Source organism: [Clostridium] saccharolyticum WM1 (assembly GCF_000144625.1).
Classification (GTDB): domain Bacteria; phylum Bacillota; class Clostridia; order Lachnospirales; family Lachnospiraceae; genus Lacrimispora; species Lacrimispora saccharolytica.
Genome location: NC_014376.1, coordinates 3,547,199 through 3,566,352, shown reverse-complemented (window position 1 = coordinate 3,566,352; position 19,154 = coordinate 3,547,199). Strand labels below are relative to the sequence as shown.

The window sequence follows — 19,154 nt, the reverse complement described above, 5'->3', positions numbered from 1 at the left end:
TCCTCTGTCATGTGCATGGGGTTTGGCTGTAATGCGGCAGGTATCATTGGCTGCCGGATCATTGACTCCCCAAGAGAACGTCTGATCGCCATGATCACAAACAATTTTGTACCATGCAACGGGCGTTTTCCAACTATGATCGCCATTATCACCATGTTCTTTGTAGGAGGAGCCACCGGTATTTTTTCCTCCGTATTATCGGCAGCAATTTTATCCTGCGTGATCATTCTGGGGATCGTTATGACCCTGGTTATATCAAAGCTTTTATCAGCCACCATATTAAAAGGGGTCCCTTCATCCTTTACCCTGGAGCTTCCTCCCTACCGGAGACCTCAGATCGGAAAGGTCATTGTCCGCTCCATCTTTGACCGGACTTTATTTGTTCTGGGCCGTGCCATTGTAGTAGCGGCACCGGCAGGCCTGGTCATCTGGCTTTTGGCTAATATAACCGTGGGAGGCGGGACCCTGCTGGCTCATTGTTCCGGTTTTCTGGATCCCTTTGCCAGGCTCATGGGCTTGGACGGCGTCATTCTTCTTGCCTTTATCCTTGGCTTTCCGGCCAATGAAATCGTGGTACCCATTATCATTATGGCTTATATGGCGGAAGGCAGCCTGCTGGAAATCAGTGATTTATCTGTCTTAAGGGAGCTTCTTGTGGCAAATGGCTGGACCTGGATCACTGCAGTCAGCACTATGCTGTTTTCCCTGATGCACTGGCCTTGCTCCACCACCTGCCTTACCATCAGGAAAGAAACACAGAGCATGAAATGGACGGCTGTTTCCTGGCTGGTGCCTACGGTAACCGGGTTTGTGGTATGCTTTTTATTCACGTCCATTGCAAGGGCCTTAACCTGATGTTTAAAATTTCCTTTCTTTGTCGACAATAGGGGTAGAATACCCAATGGGAAAGGAGGGTGAAGCGTGTGAGCCGAATTTATCACGTTTACGCCCTGTCAGACCGGTTGAAAGCCAAAAGAATCGAAGGCGAGATTGCCAAGGTTGACGGGGTGAAAGATATCAGAATCTCGGAAGACTTAAATGAAATGAATATTGAGGTTGATACGGGAAAAATATCTGCTGTCATGGAGCGGGTGGTTAACATCTGCAGCCGGATATCCTACGGTTGTGAAGTGAAATATAAGTTTATTTAATTGGATACGAAAAAAAGGCGGCCAACAAGGCTGCCCTTTTTTCATGCGGATCCTCAGTGAATGCTTTTCGCATACTCACCTATTTTTTTGTCCATATTGGAAATATGCTTTGTAAGCCAATCCAATACCATTTGGTTGGCATTTAAAATCACCAGTAAGTTGCCCCCGGAAGATTTATATTCATTTCGTATCTTTTCTAATTGTGCGATGAAAGCGGTATGAGCCTGTTTCTGCTCGGCATAACCGGGATAGTGGATACTCATCATATACTTCTCTTCGTCTGCAAAGTGTTTTTTTGTGTAGTCATCCAAAAAGTTAAGAAGCTCTCCCACATATTCCTTGGCCTGGTTGTTTTTTCCTGCCTCAAACAATTTTTCTGCTTTCTCAAACCACATTTTATGCTGATCGTCAATCATTGATATCCCTACGGATAAATTCGGTGTCCACGGCATAGCAATTCCTCCTAAGTTAATTAAAATTTTATTGATCTTCTATTATTTTATACCTAAATTCCAGAAAATTCAACTGCTGTTACATAATGGAAGAGCATTTTACTTAAATATTTCGAAAAATCTATCTTCACTTATGGGCAGTACATGGAACGGGTGAAAACTCCGGCCAAAATATGCAGATAAAATTGACGTTCCCTCCCGGGAATGCTATAATTTTTATTTAGTATATATTAAGGAAGAACAACCCCCTGAGGGGAACCAGTATGCCCAAAAGCATGGGCAGGAAAGAGGAAACATGGAGACAGAAGGAATCCGTCTGAATAAATTTTTAAGTGAAGCAGGGATATGTTCCCGAAGGGAGGCGGACCGCTTCATTGAGGCGGGAAAGGTTTCCATTAACGGAAAGGCAGCTGCCACCGGCCAGAAGGTCCTTCCGGGCCAGTCTGTTACCATAAACGGCCGGACGGTTCAGGCAGGAAAAGGAGATCAGAGCCATAAGGAAGAACCGGTTTTTCTGGCAGTCCATAAGCCAAGAGGCATCGTATGCACGACATCCCATAAGGACCGTGCTCCCAACATAGTGGATATGGTAGATTATCCTGTGAGGATCTACCCTGTGGGCCGTCTTGACAAGGATTCCGAAGGACTGATCCTCATGACCAACCAGGGCTCCCTGGTGAATAAAATGATGCGCAGCGGAAATGCTCATGAAAAGGAATATCTGGTGAAGGTCAACCGCCCGGTCACTGATGATTTCATCCGTACCATGAAAAAGGGAGTATTTCTTCCGGAATTGAATGTGACCACTAAGCCCTGTTTTGTGACCAAGGCAGGAGAAAAGGCGTTCCGCATCGTACTGACCCAGGGACTGAACCGCCAGATCCGCCGAATGTGCAGCCAGCTTGGCTTTGAAGTTCGGATGTTAAAACGAATGAGGATCATGAATATTGAACTGGGAGATTTAAAGCCCGGAGCTTACCGGGAGCTTTCAAAAAGAGAGTACCACCAGATGAAAGAGGCATTAAAAGGCTCAACAAATCTTTCCTATAAAGAACAGAAAAAGGAGAAATCTGATGGACGCTAACATGAGCAGAATGAAAGAACTGGTGAATCTTCTGACGGCGGCTGGTAAGGCTTACTACCAGGAAAGCCGGGAGATCATGAGCAATTTTGAATATGACAGGCTTTACGATGAGCTTAAGGAGCTGGAGGATGAGACAGGGGTCATACTTTCCAAAAGCCCCACTCAGAATGTGGGATATCAGGTTTTAAGCGAGCTTCCCAAAGAAGCCCATGAAACCCCTATGCTTTCTCTTGACAAGACAAAGAGTGTGGAAAGCCTGCAGGAGTGGCTGGGCAGCCAGACCGGAGTGCTGTCCTGGAAGCTTGACGGGCTGACCGTAGTTCTTTCTTATAATCGAGGGACCCTTCAGAAGGCCGTGACCAGGGGAAACGGAGAGATCGGAGAGGTCATTACCAATAACGCAAAAGTATTTTCCAATATTCCTTTGAATATATCCCATATGGGAGAACTCATCCTGCGGGGGGAAGCAGTGATCAAGTACTCGGATTTTAACCGGATCAACGAGGAGATCGAAGAGGTGGCTGCCAAATACAAGAACCCCAGGAACTTGTGCAGCGGTTCCGTAAGGCAGTTAAACAACCAGATCACAGCCCAAAGAAATGTGAATTTTAAAGCATTTTCTCTTGTAACAGCAGAAGGTGCTGAGTTTAATAATTCCAGAAAAGAGCAGTTTGAATGGTTGAAGAGGCAGGGCTTTGATGTGGTGGATTATGAAATGGTGACAAGGGATACCCTTCCGGAGGCGGTAGAGACATTTTCCAAGAACATTTCCAGCTATGACATTCCCTCGGACGGGCTGGTGCTTCTGTTTGATGATATCGCTTACGGAGAAGCTCTTGGCCGTACATCCAAATTTCCCCGCAATGCCATTGCATTTAAGTGGGCCGACGAGATCCGGGAAACAAGGCTTGACCACATTGAATGGAGTGCATCCAGGACCGGCCTCATCAATCCGGTTGCTATCTTTGATCCTGTGGAGCTGGAAGGGACCACGGTAAGCCGGGCCAGCGTCCACAACTTAAGCATTATGGAAGCCTTAGAGCTGGGAGAGGGGGATGAGATCACGGTTTATAAGGCCAACATGATCATTCCCCAGATCGCCGGCAATCTGACAAGGAGCAAAAAGATACGGATTCCTGATCAATGTCCTGTGTGCGGAGGAAGTACGGAGATTCGAAGGGTAAATGATGTCAAAAGCTTATACTGCACCAATCCGGACTGTCAGGCCAAGCGGCTGAAAGGCTTTTCCCTTTTTGTCAGCAGGGATGCCTTAAATATTGACGGTTTGTCCGAGGCGACCTTGGAGAAATTCATCGGTGCCGGATATATCCGGGAATTTGCAGATATTTTCCACTTGGAGCAGCATGAGGAGGCCATTACCCAGATGGAGGGCTTTGGGCGGAAATCCTATGACAACCTGATCCAGGCGGTGAAGAAAGCTTCCCATACCACTCTTCCAAGACTGATCTACGGCCTGGGGATTGCTGGTATCGGCTTGGCAAACGCAAAGATGCTGTGCCAGGAATTTAAATCTGATTTTGGGAAAATGCGCAAAGCAGAGGAAGAGGAGCTGACCGCAGTTCCCGGCATTGGAAAGGTGCTGGCCGATGCCTGGATCACCTATTTTAAAGAAGAGAAGAACAACCGGATGGTGGACCGCCTGCTGTCAGAAGTCACGATCCAGGGAGATGGAGAGGTCCGGAGCGGCGGAATCTTTGAAGGCATGGTATTTGTCATGACTGGCTCTGTGAACCACTATGAAAACCGGAAAGCCCTTCAGGAGGATATTGAAGCCCATGGAGGCAAGGCAGCTGGCTCTGTGACTTCCAGGACCACTTATTTGATCAACAACGATACAACGTCTAATTCTTCCAAAAATAAAAAGGCAAAGGAACTTGGAGTGCCTATTATATCAGAAGAGGATTTCATAAAGTTGAAAGAAAATCTTCTTTAACCATGAGTTTGTGAACCAAACGGATATGCTGGCATATCCGGCTGGTTCATTCGTATACGAAATGCTGGAGGAATAAATTATGCCCATTAAAGTACAAAAGGATTTACCTGCAAAAGCCATATTGGAAAAAGAGAACATTTTTATGATGGATGAGGACCGGGCTTTAAGCCAGGACATCCGCCCTCTCCAGATATTGATCATAAACCTTATGCCTGTAAAGGAAGAGACAGAGACCCAGCTTCTCCGGGCGTTGTCCAACACTCCCCTGCAGGTGGACTGTACCTTTCTGATGCTGGAGAGCCATACTTCCAAGAATACGTCAGCCAGTCATTTAAATAAATTTTATGTTTATTTTGATGAGGTTAAGAAAAGAAAATTTGACGGCATGATCATCACCGGAGCACCGGTGGAGAACATGGAATTTGAAGAGGTCAATTACTGGGAAGAGCTAATGAAGATCATGGAGTGGAGCAAAACCCATGTGACCAGTTCCCTTCATATTTGCTGGGGTGCCCAGGCCGGTCTCTATTATCATTATGGCATACAGAAGTACAAGAGAGAAAGCAAGCTTTCAGGCATCTACCGGCACAAGGTTCTGGACCGGAAGGTCCCTCTTGTCCGCAGTCTGGATGACTATGTCATGGCTCCCCATTCCCGCTATACGGAGGTGAGGAGAGAGGACATAGAAAAACATCCGGAGCTGATTATCCTGGCGGAATCCAAAGAAGCAGGGATTCTTCTGGTTATGAGCCGGGATGGAAGGCAGGTATTTGTCCAGGGGCATCCGGAATACGACCGCATGACTTTGGACGGAGAATATCACCGGGATTTGGGAAAGGGACTGGATCCCGAGATTCCATGCAATTATTATGAAGATGATGACCCGGATACGGTTCCTGTGTTAAACTGGAGGAATGGAGCCAATACGTTGTATGGGAACTGGCTGAACTTTTATGTATATCAGATCACTCCTTATCTTTTGGAAGCGGAAGATGGGGAATCCTATCATTTATAAGGCTTAGAGGTAATTTACCTTATTAAAAGCACTCGACAACTTATATTTTCATAAAGCGAAAAAAATTGAAGATTATTACTCAGAAGAAATTTTTTCTATAGATTCAGAATTTACTGGGCGGTCGGAGGAAATGAGACTACTGTTACATTCAGCGTAGGGTATGGGTGGAAGAATATTATAAAGTTAAAAGGCATTGGATTTTGATGTGACCCCAACAAGTTAGACTTTATAGCGAAGTAGTTTTAAACTGCTTCGCTATTTTTTATGCAGCCAGGAGGCTGAGTCTGTATTCTACAGGACTCATCCATCCCAGTTTTTCTTTAATTCGTTTCTCATTGTAGTATTTTATGTATTTCTCAATAGCTGACTTAAGCTCTTCATAACTATAGTAAACTACACCATAATACATTTCTTGCTTTATAAGTCCAAAAAAGTTTTCCATAACCGAATTATCGTGACAATTTCCTTTTCTGGACATGCTTTGAAATATCTTGTTTTCCTTAAGCGTACGAACATACGCTTTCATTTGATAAGCCCAGCCTTGATCTGAGTGGAATGTACGTCTATATTTACAATCCTCTGTTTTTTCTATTGTTTTGTTTAAGGCATCCATTATACTTTCTGCAGATGGTTTCTGTGATATGCCATAACTGATTATTTCTCTATTACACATATCCATAAATGGATCCAGGTAAAGCTTCCTGATATTCATTCTTCCTTTTTCATCTATTTCATAATACTTAAATTCAGAGGTGTCGGTCGTAATCTTCTGGTGTGGAATATAAGTTTCAAATCGTCTGTGAATTCTATTCGGAGCAACCTTTCCTACTTTGCCTTTATAAGAACTGTATTTGCGGCTTTTCCGCGTGAACGATATCACCTGAAGACCAAGCTTTTGAATAATCCGTTGAACCCGTTTCTTGTTTACAATTAGTCCTTGTTTTCTTAACTCTCCATAAATGCGACGATAGCCAAAATCTTTGTTATTCTTTCGTATTTCAAGGATCTTTTGCTCGAATTCTTGATTTTGGTTTTTTCTATCAAAACGTTTCTGCCAATACATATATGTTGCTTTAGGAAAACCTGTGATTGCGAGAATGTCTTTTAGTTTGAATGATCCTCGGAGGCTGTGGATGATTCTCGCTTTTTGTTCTGAGGTGTTCCCTCTAAACGCAGCCTCCTCAGTTCTTTTAAATACGCATTCTCTATTTTTAGTTTTAGTAATTCATCCTCGAGTTGCTTGATATACTCATTATTATCTTTTAATGAATCTGGCACATCCCGGGCTATCTCTTTAGGTTTATCCATTTTTCTTCGCCGTCCTTTACGCTTTGGTCTCAAAGCATCAGGACCAGCAATTCTGAAATCATTAACCCACTTGGTAATTAACGGTGGATTATTCATTCCAACTGTAAGAGCGAGCTCCTGATAAGAAACCTCTGTTGATAGATATAACTCTACCACATGAAGCTTAAATTCGAAAGAGTACGTTTCGTTTTGACGAGAACGTCTCAGTCCTTCGTCACCGAATTCTTTATATGCAGCAACCCATTTTCGTATCATTATCCGCGAAACATTATATTTCTTGGACAAAAAAGCATAACCACCTTCACCAGACTCATAAGCCAATACCATTCTTTTCTTTAAACCAAAACTGTGTTTTGCCATAAAAAACTGACCTCCCATAAATTAGATTTTTCGGTCTAACTTATGGGGGTCAGTTCATTTTTCTCCAGTGCCTTTTATAGTACTAATAATTCAAAGTGATATAGAAGGGAGTCAATATGTCATTTTCAGAGAAGAGAAGCAATTCAGTGAAAACTCAATCTACTTGCGAGATGAAGATGCGGATATTATAGACATGCCACGGTTCAAGGCAGATGGAACTTCTAAACATAAGACTGGCATAAGAGAATCAACCAAAATAGGAATAATGCAAATGCAAAGAATAACAAGGGAGATTTAAACCTCCCTTGCGTCACGGGATGATGCCTAATTGGATGTAATTCTAGGTTTATGGCCTTCACCCGGAAGAGTATAAAATGGATCAATATAATCGCTATATGATGCGGTTTTCGGACGATGATCTGTCTGGGTAACATTTTTAGTACTGACATTATTGTCTGTAGCACTGTCCTGTTTGTTGGAAGATATATCCTTGCTATTCAAGATTGATGCTCCTTTCGTTTTTTAGTAGTGTCTGCAGAATAAAAAATAATATACAAGTTGTTAAGGATTTCGCTCAATGGAGAAGGAAGGAATCCATTTTCTTCCGAAGCAATATTCTTAATAATTAAACTTTCGGATTGCCTTCAAGATATTACCGGGGATATCGGGAAGTAAAAAGAGAAGCCAATAAAAATCCAAAAAGAAAACTAATAACCATCAATATTGGGTTAGTAGATTTTTTAAGCAGTAATTCATTCATAAAAACTGGAGTTTGATGAATTATATACATTGAGAACTTAATATTGATTGTTCGTAATAGTTAAGATAAAATAGACGAGTAACTGAGTGAATAACAAGTAGTCATATAGTCTATATGAGGTACGGGTATGAAGATTGAAAATTTGTCTGAAAAATATCGAGTGAAACGAATTGAAGAAACAGATATACCAGAAGTATATGCTCTCTGTAAAAGCAATCCATTGTATTATCAGCATTGTCCGCCAAATGTAACAATAAGCAGTGTGAAAGAAGAACTTACAGTATTGCCAAAGGGAAAAAAACTAGAAGACAAGTATTATCTTGGATTTTATCATAGTGAATTGCTTGTTGCAGTAATTGATTTAATATCTGGTTATCCCAATGGAGAAACCGTATTTATAGGTTTTTTTATGATAGATCAGCATATACAAAAAAAAGGGATTGGAACTTCCATCATTTCAGAAGTCTGCCGATATTTAAAAAAAATAGGGTTTACTTATGTGAGGCTTGGGTATATAAAGGGAAATCCGCAAAGTGAAGCTTTTTGGACTAAGAATCATTTTATAAAAACAGGTGAAGAAGTGCAGACGGACAGCTATGTTATTGTTGTAATGCAACGAACGCTGTAAAAGTATATATAATAAAAACTACTGACTATCAGGATTGAGCTGGTAGTTTTTTATTGTAATAAACCAGATACAATGCCAAATAAAATTAATTTACATTGGAAGCGAAATATTGATAGATCGTAAGTTTAGTGGTATTCTTTTCATGAAGATGTAGCAGTAATTTTATAAAATGACAGTGGGAATTAGACAGGAATGATGGGAGTAAATAGGTGATTAAAATACATGATGAAAACACGATAACATTACAATCATTAAAACCGGATTGCTCACAATGTAGTGGACTATGTTGCACTGCGTTGTTTTTTTCGGAAATGGACGGCTTTCCGGAAAATAAACAAGCGGGAAAGCCGTGTTTTAATCTTCATAAGAATTTTCGATGCAAAATTCATGGAGAGCTTGAAAAAAGGAAAATGAAAGGCTGCATCGGGTATGATTGCTTCGGCGCAGGTCAGCAGGTAACACAAACCATTTATTCGGGACAAACGTGGCAAAATACACCAGGGTTAGCAAAAGAAATCTATGATGTATATATTGCGGTGTTTCAACTTTATCAAATACGCTATTTTTTGCTGGAAGTTATGTCGATAAATCCAGCTAAAATGTTGCGGAATAATATCAAACCCCTAATTGAAGAAAATGAAATAATTTGTAATTCCAAACCCCAAGATATTTTAAAATTTCATATAGAAAATTATAGAAAAAAGGCAAATGTCTTTTTAAGACAGGTTTGCAGTTTGCTGCCAAAGAACTTGTGCTGCTTAAACAAAAAATGTCCATCAGATTTTTTAGGGAGGAATTTCAAAAATAAAGATTTTAGTGGATTGGATTTAAGTACAAAGCTGTTAATAGCTGCAGATTTCAATAATTGCGTGTTCAATGGAACAATATTTTTAGGGGCTGATACGAGAGACGCAGACTTTAGCAATGCGGATTTAAGTGATGCAGTGTTTATAACCCAAGGACAAATAAACTCTGCAAAAGGTAACCGAAACACGAAATTGCCCCAATATTTAGATTATCCATTTACATGGAGATAATATATTGAAGAAATTTGCAAAACTAATTTTACAATAATCAGTTGGCAATATTATTAGATAAAATCCAATTCATAGAGGAGTGGTAAAGTGGAACTTCATTTGGTAAAATTAGAAAAAAAATATAAAATGCATCTAAATGATATGATGGAAGAATGGTATGCCTCGGGAGAAAAAATCGTTCCATATGCAATCGCAAGATTTGACTATCATGATTTTGATCACTATATGAATAGTTTGGATAACAACGTTGAAGAAGAAGGATTTGTACCATATTCCACTTTTTTTTGCTTAGATGAAGAAAGAGATTTGTTTGTTGGAGCTGTTAATATCAGGCATTATCTAAACGAATCTTTGTTATTGAATGGTGGACATCTTGGAGATGGTGTACGGCCTTCGGAAAGAAGAAAAGGGGTTGCAACCAAAATGATCGGTCTTGCCCTTGAGGAGTGCAAAAAGATTGGAATAGATAAAGTATTAATGGTATGTGATAAAAAGAACATAGGTTCCGCAAAAAGTATAATGAATAATGGTGGTGCCTTGGAAAATGAAATATTAGTGGATGGAATCGTGGAGCAGAGATTTTGGATCAGTATGGACTAAAATTCCAGCAGGGAAAGTACGTGTATATGAAAATTTATTCACTGACTTAAGATTCATTCGTATAGAATAAGAAGGATGAAAAATAGGATAAGTAATGAACTATAGTTGGTATTAGATCCCGGAGATAAGATAATATATTTAATGAAAACGACCCGCATGTATGGTATGATAATAGGAAAGAGGCAGAGATCTAATAATGGACAAACAAAAGAATGAAAAGGAACGTAAAGAATTAAATAAAAAACTCTTAAAGGATACCTACAAAGACGAAGTTAAAAAAAGAAATAAAGTAAAAGTATTTGAATATTTAATTAATTTTATTGCCGTGTTCATTGCACTTTTTTTGTCAGATTTGATAGTAGAAGTATTATCAATTAAATTATGGATCACGGATATGATTATAAATGCTGTGTTGATATTTGCAATGCATTCTATTAGTTCAGTTTTAGTAAGAAAAATATGGAAATAGGATGGATCAGCAGAAGAAAGGAAAAGCAATGAAGGAATTAAAAACAGTAGAGGAATCCATGGTAGAACAGGTTCATCTTTTGATGCCTTCCCACATTAATGGAAGTGGCAGGCTTTTCGGCGGCCAGCTTCTGGAATGGATTGACGTCGTGGGAGCGATAACTGCCAAACGTCATGCGGAATGTAACACTACGACAGTTGCGATTGATAATCTTCAATTCAAAGCAGGAGCCTTTATTAATGACACCATTGTGTTAATAGGAAGGTTAACTTATGTGGGGAATACCTCAATGGAAGTAAGAGTGGATACCTACTCGGAGGATCTTTCCGGGTTACGAAAACCGATTAACCGTGCCTATTTGGTATATGTAGCAATTAATGAAGAGGGAACTCCGGTTAAAGTTCCTAGACTTAAACTGACGACAGAGGGACAAAGAGCTGAATGGGATAGTGCGTTAAAGCGAAATGATTTACGTAAGTTAAGACGCAAGGAAGGCTTCTAGGAATTGCAACTGGAAAGGGTGAACCAGTATGCGATAAAGGTCATGGAGTTTATAGACCATAAATGCATACCATTGTCCCAATAGATGCATGGGACTTTTTACCATAAAAAGATAGGATCAATGATAGAATATGAACAATAAAAATATATTGATTACAATACTTGTGATTCTCTTAACGTTAAGTTTTATTGGCTTTAGCAAGTCAAATAAAAAAGACAAGGAGGAGTATCTTAATAGCGGATCCAGGATTGATGAGCATGCGAAAAGCTTTATGCCTGTCATTGAGGATTTACCCAAATATCAAGATATATCATACAAATACAATCATGCTTCCTTCATATTATTTGAAACAGATACCATTTTGCTGGTTGTTAACTATGATGAAGAAACTTATAAAAGAGAAAAGGAGAATTTAACAAAAAAGTATAAATTTCTAGACCATAAAGTTGTTTCAGATTTTGATAAAAGTAAATATTATATTCCTGAATATGAATTTTCAATAGACAATTACGATTTTAAGGTAGTAGACGGATATGACAATTATCAGGCGGAATATCCAAAGTCATTCGGTATGATTGGTACTTCTGATAAAAAAAAGAGTATATCATATTTATATTTCTACGATTTTGATTTAGATTATATACAAGAAAGTAAGGAAAGTCCTATGGCCGATTTTGTAAAAAAATATTATAAATATGACTTTTCGAAATAATCCACTTTCATATTGATTTAGTTCGTCGTTTCATGAAATTTCATTTGTATAAGCGGTAGGGAGGAAGGCTTATTGATAAGCTTTCCTCCCTTGGCTTATTTATATCCTACCTATAGGGCATGTTAAGAGCAGGCGGTATTTTCGCCTGTTTTCCACACAATTATAATTAAGGTTCGTATTCAATAAAACTGATTTTACTCTTATCAGGACTATGAGGAGCCACCTCTGTATTGGCGTATCCCAGCAGCACGGAACATCCAAATACATAATCATCAGGGAACCCCAGACGTTTGCTGAACTCGGCCGAGCGGGTCCCGCTGGCAAATGCCAGACCTGTAAAACCGCACATAATATTGGCTATGCCCAAAGAGGTTGCGGCCAAAGTGATATTCTGACACAGAATCCCGCAGTCAATCAGTGCGGGAGCATATTGTTCCGGATCAATAGGCACAACAATCATGCATGGTGCCCCATAAAATAATCTGCCTCCATGTTCTATGATCTTATTGTACAAGGACTGATCCTCCATGGCGGCCAGATAGGACAAACCTTCCGTTTCCAAATCGTTCATTAAATCTTGGTCTTTTACAACAATAACCCTCCACGCCTGACGGTTCATTCCGCTTGGTGCCTGTATTGCAGCTTCTGCAATGGCCTGGAGGATCTCGTCCGGAAGCATATCTTTTTTATAATCACGGCAGGAATACCGTTTCCCTATTACCTTCAATGTTTCATTCAATGCATTTTCTCCTTTTCATATTCGGGTTCATTTATGCAATCATAACATACATAAATAAACATTCCAATCGACGGAGAGTAGACTTTGTTTTATGATCTCAGATAAAGAAAAAGCCAGGGTGCTTTTGTAATATGACGGCATAACGGAATTTTCTGCCAATTGATCCATTTTTTGCGCGTTGTTCAAAGAAAAACCAGCATGGTATACTGGTAAAAAAATGAGAGAAAAGGATCAAGTAAAGTGATGAAAGAAAGTAAAAACAAGAAAATTTTTCTATCTGTTTCCGTTTTAATGCTGATCATTGTGGGGTGGTTCTTCAGCTGGGTAGCATTTGCTGAAAAGCCTGATAAAATTACTGTGGAATCTTCCCAAAGCGCTACAGCCGTCATCGCTGCAGACGCACCGGTTCCCCTTTCCCCAAAAGCCAATACAAATAAATCTAAAAAGGCTGTGATCCATGACGCAGAAACATCAGCCACGACTGCCGCAGAAACATCAGCCACGACTGCCGCAGAAACGTCAGCCACGACTGCCGTAGAACCCTCTTCCACGCCCGCTGCGGAACCGGCTGCAGCACCTGCCGTGGAATCATCTGGAGCACCTGCCGTGGAGCCATCTGCTGCGCCTGCCACAGAACCCTCAAAAGGACAGGCCGGTAAATTAGTCGGGTATTACGCAGCATGGGCGGCCTATTATCATTTCTATCCTAACCAGATCGATGCCGGGAAGCTGACCCACATTAATTATGCATTCGCCAACATTGGTACTGACCTAAAGCTTACCCTGGGGTACCCTGATGTGGATCCTGAAAACATAAAACAATTAAACTCCTTAAAAAATACATATCCGGATTTAAAAACCTTAATTTCCGTAGGAGGATGGAACTGGTCCGGGAAATTCTCAGATGCGGCCCTGACAGAGGAATCCAGAACTACATTTGCAGACAGCTGCGTTGATTTCATGATTAAATATGGCTTTGATGGAGTTGATTTAGACTGGGAATATCCGGTCAGCGGAGGCCTGGTGGGAAATGCAAAGCGTGGAGAAGACAAGCAGAATTTCACTCTGCTTCTTAAAAAAATCCGTGAAAAGCTGGATGCGCGGGGGGCAGCTGACCATAAGCATTACCTCCTGACCATTGCAGGTGGAGCGGATAAATCTTACATCAACAATGTGGAGCTTTCAAAGCTGGCACAGTATCTGGATTACGCAAATATCATGACGTACGATCTTCATGGATACTGGGATGCGAACACGGATCTCCTTGCGCCCTTATATGAAAACGACGATCCTTCCCCCCAGTATAAAACGAGTGTGGACAGAGCCGTTACTGCCTGGCTCAATGCCTCCTTTCCAGCAGAAAAGCTGGTAATGGGCATTCCATTTTATGGATATTTGTATTCCTCTGTTAGGGATTTAAATAACGGGTTATACCAGCCCTTCGGCGGTTCCAGTTCCATTGGGTATCAGGACATTAAGGATAGGTATTTGAATAAATCTGGATATACCGGTCATATCCATCCTCAGTCAAAAGTACCCTGGCTGTTCAACGGTACGATCTTTATCAGTTATGAAGATCCTCAATCCATAGGCCATAAATCCGATTATATCAAATCAAAAAAGCTGGGAGGCGCTATGGTCTGGGAATTGAGTCAGGATCGGGGCGGTGAACTCCTTAATGCACTTTACCAAGGATTGAAACAGTAGGAGAAAAGAAAACAGGCGGCAGTCCCTTTACCCTATGGAGAGAGTAAGGGACTGCCGCCTGTTATTATTGCCTGGTGTACAAGGTGCGTCATTTTATTTTACCAGAGTGCTGAGTCCCGCTACCTCATCCACCGGCAGGGAAAAGGCGATGGCATGCTCTCCGGTTTCTTTCATTACCGTTTCGCAGATGGATTTAAGGACCTCCTGCTTATCCGTATGGGGAACCAGGATGAGAAGTATCTCCTTTTCATTGGAAAGAGTCAGGCCAAAAAGCTTTTTGGAGTCAACTGTACCGACTTCCCTGGCTTTGACCAGGGTCCCTCCCTTGCAGCCGGCATTTCTGGCAGCGTCCATAATGGGAGCAGAAAGGCCGGTATTGATGACAGCAGCAATTAGTTCATATCTGATCGTATCTGACATTAAGCGAACCTCCTTGTAATAATCTGTGACAGTCAGCGGATCCCCTTCCGGAAGCGCTGCTTCTAAGATACGGGAAGCGGCTGCGCTGATTCCTGTTAAGGATATGGTAAAAACGATGCCGTAACCCGGTTTTCCAAGCTCCAGTGTTTCGTGCAGAGCAGATAATATGCGTTTGGCAGCTGTCTCATCCACGATTCCGATAACCAAATCTTTTTCCGGCTCATCAAGCCCCAGGCAGTCCTTAATGGCAGAGCTGGCGGTTCCATGGCCTCTGGTAATGAGAAGCAGTTCCTGATGATGTTCTTTAAAAACGGAAGCTGCTTTTTCGCCTTTCCCCCGGTCCACGATCACCGTGATCCAGTTTATTTTACGATTGGAAATCATCAGCCTCCTCCTTTCCTAATTCAATAAATTCAAGCTCCATATTAAGGAGCGGTGCATTGGCCGGAACTCCGGCCTTTTTTGTCTTGTAATGATAGGAGACGCCGATAAGCTGTATTATGATCAGAGGTGTCATAGCTACCATAGCCACGATACCAAAAGCATCCGTAACAATGTTCCCTCCCAGAGCTTCGCAGGCTCCCATGGCAAAGGGGAGCAGGAAGGTGGCCGTCATAGGACCGGAAGCAACACCGCCCGAATCGAAAGCAATGGAAGTAAAGATCGGCGGGACCACAAAGGAAAGTCCAAGGGCCAGCGCGTAACCGGGAAGGAGGAGGGCCAGAAGGGGAAGGCCTGTTATAACTCTTAAAATTGACAACCCCAGGGAAATAGCCATACCAATGGATAATCCGGTCATCATGGTCTTTTCTGATATGGAGCCTCCGGTAATATCCTCTACCTGCTGATTTAAAATCTGTACGGCCGGTTCTGCCTTTACAATAAAATAACCGATAAGCATACCAATGGGGATCATGACCCAGTTATATGGGAGGGATGCTAGCTGCTGTCCTAAATATTTGCCGGCAGGCATAAAGCCTACATGAACGCCAGTGAGGAAAAGGGTCAGTCCTATGTAGGAATAGATAAGTCCTACCAGGATTTTGATCAGCTGCCGTTTCCTCAGCTTTAAGAAGAAGACCTGAAATATAAGGAAAAACAGCAAAATGGGAAACAGAGCCAAAAAGACCTCCCAGGCGTAATGAGGAAGCTCTCGCTGAAATGCCAGCCAGAGGTCCTGGGAATTATTTATGGAAGGAATCGCCATAGGCGAATAATCAGCGGCAGAGGATTCATAGGCAAGGCCCAGAATCATAACGGAAAGGATGGGGCCCACAGAACACAGGGCAACAAGGCCGAAGCTGTCACTGTCTGAATTTTTTCCCCGGCCGATGGATGAGAGGCCGGCTCCGAGAGCCATGATAAAGGGCACGGTGATGGGGCCTGTGGTAACTCCGCCGGAGTCAAAGGCAACTGCCAGAAATTCTTTTGGCACAAAGACGGACATAACAAAGAGTACTCCGTAGCAGCCCATAAGAATACGGGATAAGCTCCAGCTGAACAGGGTTCTTAAAAATGCATAAGCCAGGAACAGCCCGACGCCTCCTGCCACAGAAAGGATCAGGACCATATCGGGAACAGCCGGCGTCTGTCCTGCCAGTACCTGAAGATCCGGCTCTGCAATGGTAATGATAAAACCAATGATAAAACAGGCAAAAACAATGAGCGGAAGCTTTTTTGATTTTGCCAGATGGGCACCCGTTTTTTCTCCGATGATCATCATGGACATATCGACACCCAGAGTGAAAAAGCCCATACCAACGGTTAAAAGGGTTGCGCCTACCAGAAACAGCATCAGTGGGTCAAGAGGCATGGGAGTGATGGTTATGCACAAAATCAACACGACACATGTAACGGGCAGGACAGATGATAAAGATTCCACAATTTTTTCTTTTAATTTCTGGTTCAAATAAATACCTCCTGTTGTCCGTTTTTTTATGATAGGGATTCTTAAGAATGTTAATCCGCACAGAGTTGTGCGTGAGCCTGAGACATTATCAGCTCTTGAATAGTTTAACACAGAATTAGTTGCGAATGCAACTAAAATTTGCCGATGATTGATTACAACTGGATAAAACTGCTTGATTCAACCGCCGATCAAGGTGCAGTTTCCGGTGTTTTCAATATCATATCCCTTAAATGGAAGAAGGCTGTTTTTAAATTCCCGGGAATTAATTGTGGCTGAAATGCTTTGAAAAGCCGGATGATCCATAGCTGCTTTTGGGAAGACCAGGTCCATGGAGGCGGCGGACAAAGGAATAAAATCCAGCTGGGGATACGCGGACAGGTGGGATAGAGCACCGATGCCTGCATCTGTATTCCCTGATGCCACCGCATTTGCAGCAGACATATGGGACAGGCATTCCTTTTCGTATCCGGAAATGGAAGCCTTCTCAATATGATGGGCCGAAAGGCTGGAATCCATGTAGATCCGGTACCCGTTTCCCTTCTCTCTGTTGATGAACCGGATATCCGGGCGGCACAGATCCTTTAAGGTATGCAGGTTTTTAGGATTTCCCTTTTTGACGTAAAGGCCGGCCGGAAGGCTGCAGATGTGAAGGATTACGGCCTCCTTACCAGGCAGCAGGCTTTGGATCTGCTGGATTTCCTGCCCTTTCCGGCTGGTGCAAAAAGAGGTAAGGGCCATATGAGTCTTATCGTAGTAAAGGGAATACAGGCTGTTATAATCATTCATATAGGAATGAAGGATTGGGAGGCTGTCAGGACGAAGACTTAGCTGGCTGCGGAGCAGCTCCACAACTCCCGATTCCTGGCTGCTTATGATGAGGCCGCTGGTATTAAGAAGGTAATCCATTTGCCGTATGGCGGCATCGGCGGTAAAAAGGGGAATATCCATGATCCGGGGAAGAGGCTCCTCCGTCTGGATCTTGCTGCCCAAATTTGGGGCCTTTAAATACTCGTCCAGCTGTTCCTGGCTGATCCTTATTTGCTTGCCGACCTTTGAGGATTTTAGTTCTCCCCGTTTGATCAGCTCATATACCGTTGATTTTTTGATTTTAAGCTGGTTTGCAACTTCCTGGGTGGTATAAATTTTTTCCATGCAATTTCCTCTATGCTTCCTGTGAGTTCCCTTGTTTATAATTAGTTATAGCATATATCATTTCATTGTCAATCAAAGGCGGTTAGAAACTTTGAACTGAGGGCATAAATCCACCAGTCCCGATATTATTATAAAATTATATTGGCATTGACAGGAAATGAAATATCAATTAAAATGAATTGGGGATTACCAAACGGTATAAAACAGTACAAAACCCAATTAAAATGAATAACAATTAGCTGTTATTCCAATGAAAAACCAGGAGGAAGTATTATGAAATCGGGAAAAAAATTATTGGCGGTAATGATGGCAGCAATGTTTGCTGCCGGTACGGTTGTGGGGTGCGGCTCTGCCGGTTCGGCTGATACAAAGGATGCACAGGCAGAGACAACTGGAAAAGAAGAGACCGTCAAGGCTGAGGAAACTACGGCAGCGGAGTCCACAACGGCTGAGGCAAAAGGGGGAAACGTGGATCTTTATGTCTTTGTTGCAGCCAGTTTAAAAAATACTATGGAAAAAATCAAAGAAACCTATGAAAAAGATCATACCAATGTTAATATTATTTATAATGCGGACAGCTCCGGTACCCTTCAGAAACAGATCGAAGAGGGCGCTCAGTGTGATGTGTTCTTCTCAGCTGCCACCAAGCAGATGGATGCCTTAAAGGAAGGCGGATTGGTAGTCGATGGATCCGTTACCGATCTCCTTGAAAATAAGATCGTTCTGATCAAGCCAACGGGCGGAAAAACAGAAGTAACCGGTTTTGACAATATCACTAAGGCATCAAGCCTTGCCCTTGCAGGAGAGGATGTACCGGTAGGCCAGTATGCCAGAAAGCTGTTTACCAACCTGGGTACTTTAGACCAGGTGATGAAGATGGAAATCAACGAAGGTGCCAATGTAACCGCAGTTTTAACAGCCGTAGCTGAGGGCAGCAATGAAGTAGGCGTTGTCTATGCAACCGATGCAGCATCTATGGCTGACAAGGTGGAAATCATAGCTGAAGCTGACAGCTCCATGATCGACCCTGCTGTATATCCTGTGGGCCGGATCCTTAACAAGGAAGCAACCGGGGAACAGGCAAGGGCAGCCGCGGAGTTTAAGGAATATCTGGTAAGTGATGAAGGCGTGATGAAGCTGTTTACCGATGCCGGATTTGCAAAATCCTCAAAATAAACATACATGAGTAAGGGGG

General features: G+C 42.2%; 18 protein-coding genes and 1 pseudogene. 13 read left to right on the top strand and 6 right to left on the bottom strand.

Annotated elements, in window-relative coordinates:
* Nucleotides 1-9: 9 nt before the first annotated feature.
* A pseudogene (locus CLOSA_RS16645) lies at nucleotides 10-855 on the top strand (nucleoside recognition domain-containing protein); the annotation flags it as partial.
* Between the two features lie 68 nt (nucleotides 856-923).
* Nucleotides 924-1,151 carry a hypothetical protein gene (locus CLOSA_RS16640; RefSeq protein ID WP_013273915.1) on the top strand — a complete coding sequence of 76 codons (228 nt, stop codon included), beginning with the start codon at nucleotides 924-926 and terminating at the stop codon, nucleotides 1,149-1,151.
* A gap of 53 nt (nucleotides 1,152-1,204) precedes the next feature.
* Here CLOSA_RS16640 and CLOSA_RS16635 read toward each other — a convergent pair whose 3' ends face one another.
* Entirely contained in the window at nucleotides 1,205-1,603 is a 399-nt protein-coding gene (locus tag CLOSA_RS16635) for a bacteriohemerythrin (protein WP_013273914.1), read from the bottom strand.
* A gap of 295 nt (nucleotides 1,604-1,898) precedes the next feature.
* On the opposite strand from CLOSA_RS16635, the gene CLOSA_RS16630 reads away from it, so the two are divergent.
* From CLOSA_RS16630 to metA, 3 genes are all read left to right on the top strand, one after another.
* The gene (locus CLOSA_RS16630; protein WP_013273913.1) at nucleotides 1,899-2,687 is read left to right on the top strand and encodes a pseudouridine synthase; all 789 of its coding nucleotides are present in this window, start codon (nucleotides 1,899-1,901) and stop codon (nucleotides 2,685-2,687) included.
* Nucleotides 2,677-4,641 carry an NAD-dependent DNA ligase LigA gene (gene ligA / locus CLOSA_RS16625; RefSeq protein ID WP_013273912.1) on the top strand — a complete coding sequence of 655 codons (1,965 nt, stop codon included), beginning with the start codon at nucleotides 2,677-2,679 and terminating at the stop codon, nucleotides 4,639-4,641. The genes CLOSA_RS16630 and ligA overlap by 11 nt, the downstream gene beginning before the upstream one ends.
* A 79-nt stretch (nucleotides 4,642-4,720) precedes the next feature.
* Complete coding sequence (metA, locus tag CLOSA_RS16620; RefSeq protein ID WP_013273911.1) at nucleotides 4,721-5,656, top strand: homoserine O-acetyltransferase MetA; 936 nt, start codon at nucleotides 4,721-4,723, stop codon at nucleotides 5,654-5,656.
* A 262-nt stretch (nucleotides 5,657-5,918) separates the two neighbouring features.
* On the opposite strand, the gene CLOSA_RS22275 is transcribed toward metA, so the two are convergent.
* Nucleotides 5,919-7,324, bottom strand: a protein-coding gene (locus CLOSA_RS22275) for an IS3 family transposase (protein WP_242647750.1) whose coding sequence is annotated in 2 segments (ribosomal slippage) — nucleotides 5,919-6,850 and nucleotides 6,850-7,324 — 1,407 coding nt in all. Because the reading frame shifts where the segments join, the coding sequence is not laid out codon by codon here.
* A gap of 887 nt (nucleotides 7,325-8,211) precedes the next feature.
* On the opposite strand from CLOSA_RS22275, the gene CLOSA_RS16600 reads away from it, so the two are divergent.
* The 6 genes from CLOSA_RS16600 (at nucleotide 8,212) to CLOSA_RS16575 (ending at nucleotide 12,032) form a co-directional block, all read left to right on the top strand.
* A complete protein-coding gene (locus CLOSA_RS16600) occupies nucleotides 8,212-8,712 on the top strand; it encodes a GNAT family N-acetyltransferase (protein WP_013273910.1) in 501 nt (166 codons plus the stop codon).
* A gap of 209 nt (nucleotides 8,713-8,921) precedes the next feature.
* Nucleotides 8,922-9,749, top strand: coding sequence for a pentapeptide repeat-containing protein (locus CLOSA_RS16595; protein ID WP_013273909.1), 828 nt, complete (start codon nucleotides 8,922-8,924; stop codon nucleotides 9,747-9,749).
* A gap of 87 nt (nucleotides 9,750-9,836) precedes the next feature.
* Nucleotides 9,837-10,349, top strand: coding sequence for a GNAT family N-acetyltransferase (locus CLOSA_RS16590; protein WP_013273908.1), 513 nt, complete (start codon nucleotides 9,837-9,839; stop codon nucleotides 10,347-10,349).
* Nucleotides 10,350-10,545: 196 nt separating this feature from the next.
* Nucleotides 10,546-10,818 (top strand): hypothetical protein, encoded by a 273-nt coding sequence (locus CLOSA_RS16585; protein WP_013273907.1) that lies wholly within the window; start codon nucleotides 10,546-10,548, stop codon nucleotides 10,816-10,818.
* 1 nt (nucleotide 10,819) lies between these two features.
* On the top strand, nucleotides 10,820-11,320 hold the full coding sequence (locus CLOSA_RS16580; RefSeq protein ID WP_041708681.1) for an acyl-CoA thioesterase: 501 nt from the start codon (nucleotides 10,820-10,822) through the stop codon (nucleotides 11,318-11,320).
* A 130-nt stretch (nucleotides 11,321-11,450) separates the two neighbouring features.
* Nucleotides 11,451-12,032: a hypothetical protein gene (locus CLOSA_RS16575; protein WP_013273905.1), complete on the top strand. Its 582-nt coding sequence runs from the start codon at nucleotides 11,451-11,453 to the stop codon at nucleotides 12,030-12,032.
* Nucleotides 12,033-12,198: 166 nt separating this feature from the next.
* Here the strand turns inward: CLOSA_RS16575 and CLOSA_RS16570 are convergent, their stop codons facing one another.
* Complete coding sequence (locus CLOSA_RS16570; protein ID WP_013273904.1) at nucleotides 12,199-12,771, bottom strand: nitroreductase family protein; 573 nt, start codon at nucleotides 12,769-12,771, stop codon at nucleotides 12,199-12,201.
* A 243-nt stretch (nucleotides 12,772-13,014) separates the two neighbouring features.
* Here CLOSA_RS16570 and CLOSA_RS16565 point away from each other — a divergent pair, with 243 nt between their 5' ends.
* Nucleotides 13,015-14,478: a glycoside hydrolase family 18 protein gene (locus tag CLOSA_RS16565; protein WP_013273903.1), complete on the top strand. Its 1,464-nt coding sequence runs from the start codon at nucleotides 13,015-13,017 to the stop codon at nucleotides 14,476-14,478.
* A 93-nt stretch (nucleotides 14,479-14,571) separates the two neighbouring features.
* On the opposite strand, the gene CLOSA_RS16560 is transcribed toward CLOSA_RS16565, so the two are convergent.
* The 3 genes from CLOSA_RS16560 to CLOSA_RS16550 form a co-directional block, all read right to left on the bottom strand.
* Nucleotides 14,572-15,279, bottom strand: a complete 708-nt coding sequence (locus tag CLOSA_RS16560; protein ID WP_041709367.1) for a hypothetical protein — start codon at nucleotides 15,277-15,279, stop codon at nucleotides 14,572-14,574.
* Nucleotides 15,266-16,807, bottom strand: coding sequence for a DUF1538 domain-containing protein (locus CLOSA_RS16555; RefSeq protein ID WP_013273901.1), 1,542 nt, complete (start codon nucleotides 16,805-16,807; stop codon nucleotides 15,266-15,268). Before CLOSA_RS16555 ends, CLOSA_RS16560 begins: the two co-directional genes overlap by 14 nt.
* Before the next feature lie 177 nt (nucleotides 16,808-16,984).
* Nucleotides 16,985-17,959, bottom strand: a complete 975-nt coding sequence (locus CLOSA_RS16550) for a helix-turn-helix transcriptional regulator (protein WP_013273900.1) — start codon at nucleotides 17,957-17,959, stop codon at nucleotides 16,985-16,987.
* 273 nt (nucleotides 17,960-18,232) lie between these two features.
* Between CLOSA_RS16550 and modA the strand changes: the two genes are divergently transcribed.
* Nucleotides 18,233-19,135: a molybdate ABC transporter substrate-binding protein gene (gene modA / locus CLOSA_RS16545; RefSeq protein WP_013273899.1), complete on the top strand. Its 903-nt coding sequence runs from the start codon at nucleotides 18,233-18,235 to the stop codon at nucleotides 19,133-19,135.
* Nucleotides 19,136-19,154: the final 19 nt, after the last annotated feature.

Excerpts from the sequence above, each read along its gene's own strand:
- CLOSA_RS16565 (WP_013273903.1), top strand. The coding sequence starts at position 13,015 with ATGAAAGAAAGTAAAAACAAGAAAATTTTTCTATCTGTTTCCGTTTTA.
- CLOSA_RS16600 (WP_013273910.1), top strand. The coding sequence starts at position 8,212 with ATGAAGATTGAAAATTTGTCTGAAAAATATCGAGTGAAACGAATTGAA.
- CLOSA_RS16575 (WP_013273905.1), top strand. The coding sequence starts at position 11,451 with ATGAACAATAAAAATATATTGATTACAATACTTGTGATTCTCTTAACG.
- CLOSA_RS16635 (WP_013273914.1), bottom strand. The coding sequence starts at position 1,603 with ATGCCGTGGACACCGAATTTATCCGTAGGGATATCAATGATTGACGAT.
- ligA (WP_013273912.1), top strand. The coding sequence starts at position 2,677 with ATGGACGCTAACATGAGCAGAATGAAAGAACTGGTGAATCTTCTGACG.
- CLOSA_RS16585 (WP_013273907.1), top strand. The coding sequence starts at position 10,546 with ATGGACAAACAAAAGAATGAAAAGGAACGTAAAGAATTAAATAAAAAA.
- CLOSA_RS16580 (WP_041708681.1), top strand. The coding sequence starts at position 10,820 with ATGGATCAGCAGAAGAAAGGAAAAGCAATGAAGGAATTAAAAACAGTA.
- modA (WP_013273899.1), top strand. The coding sequence starts at position 18,233 with ATGAAATCGGGAAAAAAATTATTGGCGGTAATGATGGCAGCAATGTTT.
- CLOSA_RS16630 (WP_013273913.1), top strand. The coding sequence starts at position 1,899 with ATGGAGACAGAAGGAATCCGTCTGAATAAATTTTTAAGTGAAGCAGGG.
- CLOSA_RS16550 (WP_013273900.1), bottom strand. The coding sequence starts at position 17,959 with ATGGAAAAAATTTATACCACCCAGGAAGTTGCAAACCAGCTTAAAATC.
- metA (WP_013273911.1), top strand. The coding sequence starts at position 4,721 with ATGCCCATTAAAGTACAAAAGGATTTACCTGCAAAAGCCATATTGGAA.